Source organism: Niveispirillum sp. FG156, from assembly GCF_057809555.1.
In genome coordinates this window covers 1-9,762 of record NZ_JBMDKE010000077.1, presented here as the reverse complement: position 1 = coordinate 9,762, position 9,762 = coordinate 1, and the positions used below count along the sequence as shown (strand labels likewise).

At 58.4% G+C, this 9,762-nt stretch carries 6 protein-coding genes; all 6 read right to left on the bottom strand.

What is annotated here, in order from left to right:
* Positions 1–168: 168 nt before the first annotated feature.
* The 6 genes from ACODSP_RS27850 to ACODSP_RS27825 all read right to left on the bottom strand — a co-directional run bounded on the left by ACODSP_RS27850 (position 169) and on the right by ACODSP_RS27825 (position 9,414).
* Positions 169–1,089, bottom strand: coding sequence for a GIY-YIG nuclease family protein (locus ACODSP_RS27850; protein ID WP_488968762.1), 921 nt, complete (start codon positions 1,087–1,089; stop codon positions 169–171).
* A gap of 56 nt (positions 1,090–1,145) precedes the next feature.
* Positions 1,146–5,369, bottom strand: coding sequence for an Eco57I restriction-modification methylase domain-containing protein (locus tag ACODSP_RS27845; RefSeq protein WP_488968761.1), 4,224 nt, complete (start codon positions 5,367–5,369; stop codon positions 1,146–1,148).
* Between the two features lie 88 nt (positions 5,370–5,457).
* Positions 5,458–6,657: a hypothetical protein gene (locus tag ACODSP_RS27840; protein ID WP_488968760.1), complete on the bottom strand. Its 1,200-nt coding sequence runs from the start codon at positions 6,655–6,657 to the stop codon at positions 5,458–5,460.
* Positions 6,658–7,010: 353 nt separating this feature from the next.
* Positions 7,011–7,253 (bottom strand): helix-turn-helix transcriptional regulator, encoded by a 243-nt coding sequence (locus ACODSP_RS27835; RefSeq protein ID WP_488968759.1) that lies wholly within the window; start codon positions 7,251–7,253, stop codon positions 7,011–7,013.
* A 74-nt stretch (positions 7,254–7,327) separates the two neighbouring features.
* Positions 7,328–8,080: a hypothetical protein gene (locus ACODSP_RS27830; protein WP_488968758.1), complete on the bottom strand. Its 753-nt coding sequence runs from the start codon at positions 8,078–8,080 to the stop codon at positions 7,328–7,330.
* A gap of 170 nt (positions 8,081–8,250) precedes the next feature.
* Positions 8,251–9,414: a site-specific integrase gene (locus tag ACODSP_RS27825; protein WP_488968757.1), complete on the bottom strand. Its 1,164-nt coding sequence runs from the start codon at positions 9,412–9,414 to the stop codon at positions 8,251–8,253.
* Positions 9,415–9,762 lie beyond the last annotated feature (348 nt).

The following is a 9,762-nucleotide window of genomic DNA, read 5'->3' as shown; positions in this document are numbered from 1 at the left end:
CTCGTCAGGCTCATAACCTGAAGGCCGCAGGTTCAAATCCTGCCCCCGCATCCAATTAAGCCCCGTAACCTCAATAGGTTACGGGGCTTTTTGCTGTCCGCGGTGCCGAAGCGGAAAGAGCGCGGAAGCACAGTGGAAGCGCGTGGGGCATGACGCTTGGTCACTTTTTCATCTGGTCAGCAACTCGGAGAGTTTCTTTCCGGTCTGAAGCTTGGCGAACGTCGTGTAGCGGGGGCTTTGCATCGCGCCTGACGGAGCGTCGCCGTAGGGAATGGGAGCAATGGGTTTTGCTTTGCCGGAAAATACCAGCTTGAACTTTCCTTCCTCTCCATAGGGTTCAATCCGGGAAACCGGTGCATAGTGCGTTATGGCCGAAACCGGATGGGTCTGATAGCCGGCGACATATTTGATGTTCTCCAGCATCCCACCGGAAATTCTGACAGCGTACCAACAATCCTCGCCCAGGAAGACCTTTTCGAAGCCGTCCTTCTGTGCCGGCACGATGATGGTGTCAGGCTTGGACCTGCTGCCTTGCGGCAGCAAGGCGGGGTCGGTGGCCCTTGGTTCCGCTACAGCTTTCGGTATCTCAAAGGCCCGTAGGCCGACCAGCGGCAGGATTTGCAGTACTTCCTTCAGAAAGGCGCGGGTGTCGGCCTTTTCCGCTTCGCTCAATGCCGGTTCCTGCGGGGCGTTACCATTGTCGAGATAGCAGCGCTTCGCCTCGTTCGCCCGTTTGACCAGGGCGTGTTCCAGCCAGGTGACATGGGCACGGTTCAGGCCGCCGCTGTTGGACACGAAGACTACGCCCCAATCCCAGAAATCCTTCTTCTGGTAATGGGTTTCAATCCGGTTGCGCACACCATCGGCCTGACCGATGTAGAGCGTGGGCAGATCATCATCCTGGTTGCCATAGCCGACCAGAATATAGACGCCCGCCCCGCGCAACTGCTCCCACCGTTGCCGAACCTCCGGCCATTTGCCGCGCGGGAACACGATGCCCAGCCCGGTCCAGTTCATCCGGTCAATGATTCGGACACCTTCCGGGTCGCCATCGGGCACATAGATGCGGATGGTGAAGGGATCGCTCATGCTGCTGTCATTGCCTTTGGCAGGATAAGTATGGTCTGTCGGATGTTCAGCAATGCCTATACCGGGCCAGCATTCCTTAGGCGCAGCAGCTCCTGCGCCGGGTCAAGGGGCATGCGCGGGGGCGCTGTTTCCCACATCAACTGCACCTCCTCCGGCGTCAGCCCATAGGCGGCATTCACCATGTCAGACAGACGCTGCTCCAGTCGCAGCAGTTCCGCCGCTGCTTCCCGCGCGGGCCGCACCGTCTCTCGGTATTCGCGCTGCAATTCCCCAACATCCGCCGCCGATAGTCGGCGCTTCTTCGGCAGGGCAGACTTTACGGATTGAACGAAACCATCTTCGTCCAGTTCATGAGGCGCTTCAAGAGCGCGGCCGGGCTTCTCTACGCCGAACTCGTGATGAAGCCAGCTTACAATTATTTCGTTATATTTTCTCAATATGTTGGTGGAATTGATGCATTGACTCACCTTCTGTTCTGCTCCTTGATCAATAATTGAGGTGAAATTTAGAGGAATTGGAAATTGCTCCAATTTATCCTTCTTAAGCCTAAGGGCTTCATCTTTGGCATGCACTGTGACAGCGGTCAATAGAAGCCAAGAGATTGGGGAATTCAGTATTGATAAAAGTACCCTGCTGCTTGATGGTATGCAGAAGGCGGTCATTTCAGGGACTTTTTTTGATATCAGTGAAAATCTGGAATGATAGGCGATGTCTTGGAAGCAAATATAATCTCCTGTGAATATCTGATAAGAGTCACTTGACCGCAGTTCCCACCAAAATCTTCCCTTGTCTTCACGCGACCGAAGTTTCTTCTCATGCTTTTTCATAATGGCGTACAGTTCGGGCATGTGGGATTGAAACAGGCGTTCGGCGTCGGCTTCGGAATTGCAGCCTGCCCACGGCCATGCATAGTTGCTGCTGGACTTTAGGGTAATAATATACTCACCAGAAGGCTTGTCAGCCCATCTGTGGATATGCGCGCCTCCCAAATAAGGAAGAATTATTCCTTCATAAGCAGGATTTCTACTTATTATGTCTTCGTAGCTTTCTTTTCCAATGAGGTACGCGTCGTTATATCCGGTCTTTATACCAGATAAGGGAGAGTTTCCGCAGAAGTCATCGAGCCTTATGGAGTTTCTTATGATCTTGTCAAACAACCGCATGGTTTTTGGTGGCTCAAGTATCCACAGGTCGCGACCTAATGATGATTGTGGTGTGGTAAATGTATGCGAAATAACGGCTTGACCTAAGCCTTTCTCCGGAATTTGATCTCTGGGAATTACACTAATATCTACTTCATGATTTAATTCGGCATCTCTCATTTTCTGAGCGATAGTGATCGAAGGAAAAGCGTCTGTGTTCTTGAAAAACCTCTTGGCATGACCAAAATTCGCGATAAATGATAGTCGGGTCCTAGTGTGAAATATATCTCTTATGTTCTCGGCGTATGTTGCCTTGAACCATTTATTTGCAGTTACAAATCCCAAATAGCCCCCTTTCTTAAGTAAACGAATGGCTTGTTCAAAAAAATACACGAAAAGATCAGCTTGGCTATCATATGCGCTATAGCCGAAATCTCTTTCATTATAGATTCCACTTCGGTTGGGGGAGAGGTTTGGCTTTATCTCAGACAGGAGATCAGACCTCACGAATGGCGGATTACCGATGATGGCATCGAAACCGCCATCTGGTGTGTTACTGGTCAGGTTGCGCCAGATATTGGGGAAGGCGATTTCCCAATGCAGAAACTGATGTCGGGCCGCTAGGTCGCGGGCCTGTCGCAGCAAATGGTCGGCGATCAGGCGATGACGGTCGCCGGCTCGCAAAGCCGGTTCCTCCCCGGCTTGCTCCGGCGGATAGGGGGGAAGGTCAGGCCATGCCTTGCGCAGTTTTGCCGATGCTAGTTCAGCCTTGCCGCTGGCTAAATCCACCGGGTCGCCGAACGCCCCGCTGAGGGCTGATTTCCAGGCGATGGCACGATCCCAAGCGCGATGGTCTGTGCGGGCCTTGTCGATGACCTTCTCTGCCTTGCCCGCCTTGCGCAGCATGGGGATGGGGGCAGGTTCCTTGGCTGGCACCCCGTCGAGCACACCGAGCATCCGTTCCGCCGTCAGCAGTGAGAAAAAGGCGACGACGGGGGCGGTATCCTGTTCCACACTGTCAAAGGCGCGTTCGGATGCCGCCACTTCCGACAGGTCGCTGTCATTGCTTTCTTCTACCCGCTTCATGCCTTCGGCGGCGCGTTCCACCTGTTGCATCAGGCCGGGTCGGAACAGGGCACCGCGATCCTGCACCAGTTTCAATACGGGCAGTGTCCAGGCCCCCACCACGCTGTCGCCCCAGCGTAGATGGTGATCCAGGAAGGACAGGGGTGCCCCGACCGTAAAGCTGTGCAGCCACAGCGACACCTTGGCCAGTTCCACGGCCATGCGGTTCTTATCCACCCCATGCACCACCCGCTTCAGGATCATGCGGCGGACGATATGGCGGTCGTCCAACTGGTCCTGTTTCAGGGGCCAGCCATGGCGGTCGGCATTATCGGCGATTTCCTGGCGGATGCCGGCGATGCGGGCCGCCAACGGTGAGGTATAGGCAGCCCAGTCCACCTGTGCCGTGGCCTCATCCATGGCGGCCAGCACCTCATCCGCCAGCCAATCGACCAGGGTCACCAGGAAATGGCCAGATCCCATGGCGGGGTCGCAGATTTTCAGGTCCAGCATGGCGCTGGCGGGGTCGGCGACGGCCAAGCGCGACAGACGGTCGGCGACCAATGCCTTGTCGGATTTCAACGCAACTGCGAGTTCCGTGAAACGGTCGCGCCGATCCTTGACCAGGGGGCCAACCGTCCGGTGAATGACCAGGGTCACCAAATCTTCGGGCGTGTAGTAGGAACCGCTATCCTTGCGGGCCGTGGGGTCGGCGTCAATGACGACGCTGCCATCATCGGCGACACGCAGGCCATGTTCCAACAGCCCCTCATAGACGGAACCTAACTGTTGCACCGACAGGTCGCGGTAATTGATGTATTTGGGCCGTTCCTCCCCAATATGCAGATGCGACAGGCGGAACAGCACGTCGGCCATCACGGCATCGGACAGGCGAGCGCGACCCAGGATGGGGGCGCGGTCGGCGGCGAACAGGCCGCCATTGTAAGGCGGAATGCCCAGTTCATCGTCGCCCTTGGCAATGGCGGTAAAAATATCTTCCAGCCGTCCCCAGATTTCGCGCGTCGCGGTCGGATAGGGGCGGCCCGATTGCCGCCGTTCGGCAATGGTCAGCCGCAACCGCGTCAACGCCACCTCTGCATAGGGGCCGCTTTCATCGGGTAGCAGGTTGCGGTCTTCCGCATACAGCACGAACAACAGGCGATAGAGCAGGATTAGGGCGTCATGGCGCAGGGCGTCCAGATAGGGCACATCCAATCCCGTTTCGGGCCGTTCCTTGTCCGCCTTGGCCAGCGCATTGACCAGTTGGGGGAACACCTCGTCAAAGACCGTCTTAGACAGGTTGCGGGCCACCCGTTCTTCCCAGAACCGGCCCTGTTCCAAGGCCAGATTATGGAAGGTGCGTCCGGCCTCCACCGGTTGGAAAGCAGCGCGCCCAAAGAACAGGATGAACAGGCGCAGGGCATGGGCGCGGGCCTGTTCAGGATCAGCGATGGCGAGGGATTGGCGGTCCACAAGGTCAAGGTCACGGAAGCCCAGCACGGCGGCCAGGTCGATTTCAAAGAAATCCTCTGCAACCGACACCGCACCCTGGAAATAGAGCCGCCACTGTCCGCCATTGGTCAGCACCCCCCAACGCAGTTTGCCTTGCCCCAGGTCTTCGACCCGGCGCAGATAGCGCAGCATCTGTGAGGAGGGGACGCCGGTGTCCCTGGCCCCGCCTTCACGGTCTAGCAGGCGACCCCAGCGCTTGGCCTCCACGATGCAGGCGCCATGTTGGAACCCTTGAGGGGGTCCTAGGCCTGCGGCTGTCCGTTCCGCAGCCTCGTCCGAGAACAGCAAGGCGTCGGGTACGTCGCTGCGGCCCTTGGCGGACAGGTTTGGTTGAGGCCAGATGAGGCGTCCGGTCCATCCAAGCGTTTCGAGCGTCGGCCAGATCAGATGCTTTTCGGTGTCGGCCTCCGTAGGCTGCTTCTTCGCCTGGATACCGGTAAACAGTTCCCGCAGTGTCTTCTCGACGGCGGCGACCGCGTCATTGTCCAGCGCCTTCCAGGCGTCGGTTTCCAGAATGCCTTCGGCCAGGAAATCCCGCGTGAACAGACCGCCTCGGATCATTATCCATCCCCATCGAACCAGATGGATCAGAATTAGGGGAATTCGCCTCTAGATGGAACTGATTCGGTGGGGATGGGATCATTTCGGGTCACGCCGCTGTCGGCGATGCCGGGTCAGCTTGTGGATTTTCAAGGAACAAGTAGCGTTTGGCCGCTCTTTCCCGGCTGGCCTCGAACCGGTCGCGGTTGATGCGGATATAGGTGCGGACCATGGCCGCCACGTCTGCTGCAATTGCGTCGGCGTCATCCGGTTCCAGTTCGGCGGCGATGGAATATGTCGCGGTCATGCCCTGTATATGTGCCGTCACTGTTTGCAAGGCCTGTTCCCGCTTCACGATCTTCACCACGCCCGGCTCCGCCCCCGTCATCATTTCGTGCAAATCGCTGGCGACCGTGTGCCGCACAGCCACCCACAACGGATGATCCGGCCAGCGGTGCCGCTCGCTGTCGGACAGGCTGGGGATCGTATAGCGGATATCCGCCAGTGCCCGGACGTAGAGGTCGCCCAGCTTGCTATCCAGGTCCGCCCATGTGCGGATACCCCAGCGATCTTTCAGGTGCGCTTTGCCGGCCCGCAATTCCAGCCGCCAGATGGTTTCATCCCCGGATAGCGGGGGCAGGTTTTGGCGGGTGCGGGCGGCGTTCCAATGCGCCCACCATTCGCGCTTCTGCTTCTGCCGCACCTCCCGTGATTTCTCGTATAGGATCACTTGGCGGCCCGGCATCTTTCCGCAGGTGACAGAGGTGTAGCGGCCCGAGACGCCATGCATGGACATGCCGCCATCATCGTCATGATCGGCGCGGCTAGTGTGGGAATGCATGACAAAGGCGGTTGGGTTCAGGATGAAGGTTTCCCCCGTCGCCGCTTCAATGTCCGATGCTAGGAAATCCAGGCAGTAATCCACGCGGGAGATGGACGCTTTCAGTACGTCGGCCCCGATGGCGTACAAGAACCGGTACATTTCTGCCCGCACACCGCCCAGCCCCATGGATGCCAGGGCGTTGGATTTGGCGGAGACGCGGATATTCCAGTTCTCGGGTTCCTGATTACGGCTGAAAAACCATGTCATGCCAGTGGGGCCGGTGTCGCAGCGGAAGGCATAGCCGCCCTTGGCCCCGCTTTCGCCCACATGCATCGGTTCATCCTGCCATTCCAGCAGGACGGCGGCCTTGGTGGTGATGGCTTCGGCCTTGGCTTCCTCCAGCCGATCCACCATGGCTTGGGGGATGCGGCCCTGAAAGGTGACGTCCAGACCGTCGAAATTCCAATAGAAGGGTTTCAGGCTCATGGGTCGGTGCCTTCATCTCTGCGGTTCTAGAGGGGGGTGCTACAAGGACCCCCCTCTTGGCCCAATGGCAGGCCTTGTTATCGGTTTGGTGCCCGCTGTCGCGGGCTGGCTTTGGGTTTGGCCCTGCGGGCCCGTGGCCGCTTTTGTTTTGGGGCCGGGGGGGGGCGTTCGGCCCCTCTGGCAACCTTGGTGCCCGTGGCGGGCGGGGCAGGGGGAGAGGTTGGGCGATATGGAAAAGGGGGCGGATGATCCCCGCCCCCTTTCCTCTTTTTGAGCCTTCCGGCCCCAAAACACCGTGCGGTGCGGCCAGCCCCGCACGGCGAAAACTCAGGATTGTGCGTGCCGATGGCGGGTCAGGCGGCCTTTGACATGTCAGAGGTGCTGGAAACCAGCAGCGCTTCAGCCCAGGCGATCAGGTCGCGGCGGCGATAGCGGATGGACCGGGCGGACACCTTCACAAAGCGGGGCCCGCCACCGCGCACCCGCCAGTTCTGCAAGGCGCGGACGGTATAGCCGATGAAGGATGCGGCTTCGATTTCGCCGATCAGGCGGTCGAGGTGGTCTTTGTCTTGGGTGGGGGTGGTTACGCTGTCCATGTCGTTCTCCCGTTCGGCGTTGCGATGGGGGAACTCTGGCGTATGTCGAAAACCCAAAAAACAACTCAAAATGGTCAGGGCTTTTTGAGTTTTGGGTCGTTGTCCAGTCCGTCGAAGTGAGTCTTCAGGATGCGTTGCATGCTGTTCTTGCTCAGGCCCGGTGTCCTTTCACTATAGCTCGGGTCGATTGTCTTCCGGATCAAATCGTAGTGTCTCGCACGCGGACGACTGCCGTCGATCTTCCCAGCAGCCCGCAGTTTCTCGAATGCGGCGATAACTTCAGGTTCACGCGAAGGCCGTCCTGGTGACGCGGCTTCCGCTGCCAATTTCAGCGGTGCTGTCAGCTGTGCTGGCGTTGCGACCACGGTTTTAACATGGGCCAGCCGGACGGCCTCCATCCTCAACCCATTGCCGCTAACAGTGCCTTTGCCCCAGTTCACCAGATGCGACCACATGTCATCGGGAACGGGTGCCGGTTTGTCGGTGGCGACACGGGGCATAGCATAACCAACGGCAACAAGATGGCCGTCCCGGATCAGTTGGACGCACCGGGCTTGAAGTTGTTGGGTAAGGTTCTGGAAGGCGCTGTTTGGACCGATGGCTGTTGGCAATGCGGCTGCAAGCGCATCCCACCGATTTTCGGAATCCATCGTCTGAAATTTTTCGCTTTTTACTACGCCATTCAACCGCTCCAGAACCGTAAGGACGGATGTCTCTTGTCTCAGAGCCTGCCAACGTTCCGCCAGTTCCTTCGGCGCGAAACGTATGTAGGCTTCCTGCAACGGAACCGCCTGCTTCCATGTCGCCAGATGATCCATACCGGTCATGTGTCAAACCTATATAGGGGTGACTGGTGCGGTGGAGGGGAGGCCCGGCTATATAGGGATGCAGCTATATAGCTATATAGGGTTGCGCCAGGGCCGGGTGCTGGCACCATCCCGTATGTACGTATGAACGCGCCTGCTTCCCTACATACATGCGGAACGCAGGGCGGGCCTCAACCCGCTGGCGGTCCCTTCATACGGGCGGCGAGCAAGGCCGATACCCGTTCCGACGATGCACGTAGGGGATCATCGGCCAAGTGGGCATAGCGCGCTGTTGTCTGCACCTGACTATGTCCCAGCAACTTCCCGATCATAGGCAGGCTTTCCCCTATGCCCACGGCTGCCGATGCAAAAGAATGGCGTAGGTCGTGGATGCGCAGGTCGGCCAGACCCGCCCGTTGCCGCAATCGACGCCATGGCTTTTGCAGGTCTTGCAGGTGCTGCCCTTCGACGGCCCCGCAGATCACATAGGGGTTGCCGGGCAGTCGGGGGACAGCTTCCAGCACCTCCATGGCCGCTTCCCCCAGATAGACCTTCTTCGCCCCCGTCTTGCTGTCGGGCAGAGCCAGATATCCGGGCTGTATGTAGGACCATTTCAAGGTCTGGATTTCCCCCAGCCGGCAACCAGTCAGGATCAGCAGCCGGATGGCGGCGATGAAATGCACCCCCTCGCTCCCGTCCCGTTCGGCATCGTTCAGGGCCTTGCTCAACCGGTTCAGTTCATCGGCGGACAGGAAGCGTTCCCGCTTCTCCTCCCGGTATTTCTTCACATGCCGGCAGGGGTTGGAACCATCGGGGCGCAGGTTCCAGACTTCCGCCAGATTGAACAGCTTGGATAGAACGCCCAAGGTGCGGTTGGCCTGATAGGGCGTGTCGCGGGCCTTGTGGTGCAGGCGGGCGATATCGGCCCTGGTCACGTCCTGCACCTTGTGCGATCCGATTTCGGGTTTGATGAACAGTTCCACAGCGCGGCGATATTCGCCTTGGGTGCTGGGTTTGCAGCGATGCTGGACATGCTCATCCATGAACCGTTCGCACAAGATCGCCATGGTCGGGGCAAGCCGCTGTGTGCGGGCTTCCTCCGATGGGTTCTCCCCCTTCTGGACGGACACCAGTAATTCACGGGCCTGCTTGCGGGCTTCGTCTGCTGTCATCACGCCATGCTGGGAAAAGCTGTAGCGCCGCGTCCGTCCACCGGCCCGATATTGGATCACATACGACTTCTTGCCCGTGCGCATGACGCGAAGCCCGAAGCCGGGGATTTCCTCATCCCAGATGAAATAATCGGTGTCTTTCGGCTCCGCGCTGTCGATAATCCGCTTGGTCAGTTTGGGCATGGGAACCGCCTGCTTCCATGGGGGTCGTGGAAGCACGGTGGAAGCAGAAGATGGCGAAAGCTAGCCCGGATTGGAGCAATCCAGCGGTCTATCCATGTCCTGAAACGCGCGGATTTCCTGGCTTTATGGCAGATTGTGACATTCCGACAGAGATCAGCGCAGACGGGGAGCCAAACTCATAACCTGAAGGCCGCAGGTTCAAATCCTGCCCCCGCATCCAACACTTAAGCCGCTGATCCTCAACAAGGATCAACGGCTTTTTGCTGTCCGCAAGAAACACCCCAAAACATCGCCTAGAGCGGGATGAATTTAGGTTGAATCGCAAGGGGATACCCAAGGGCTTGGAAA

What these genes read in the sequence shown, in the direction of transcription:
- ACODSP_RS27850 (WP_488968762.1), bottom strand. Translation starts at nt 1,089, where the DNA reads ATGAGCGATCCCTTCACCATCCGCATCTATGTGCCCGATGGCGACCCG.
- ACODSP_RS27845 (WP_488968761.1), bottom strand. Translation starts at nt 5,369, where the DNA reads ATGATCCGAGGCGGTCTGTTCACGCGGGATTTCCTGGCCGAAGGCATT.
- ACODSP_RS27840 (WP_488968760.1), bottom strand. Translation starts at nt 6,657, where the DNA reads ATGAGCCTGAAACCCTTCTATTGGAATTTCGACGGTCTGGACGTCACC.
- ACODSP_RS27835 (WP_488968759.1), bottom strand. Translation starts at nt 7,253, where the DNA reads ATGGACAGCGTAACCACCCCCACCCAAGACAAAGACCACCTCGACCGC.
- ACODSP_RS27830 (WP_488968758.1), bottom strand. Translation starts at nt 8,080, where the DNA reads ATGACCGGTATGGATCATCTGGCGACATGGAAGCAGGCGGTTCCGTTG.
- ACODSP_RS27825 (WP_488968757.1), bottom strand. Translation starts at nt 9,414, where the DNA reads ATGCCCAAACTGACCAAGCGGATTATCGACAGCGCGGAGCCGAAAGAC.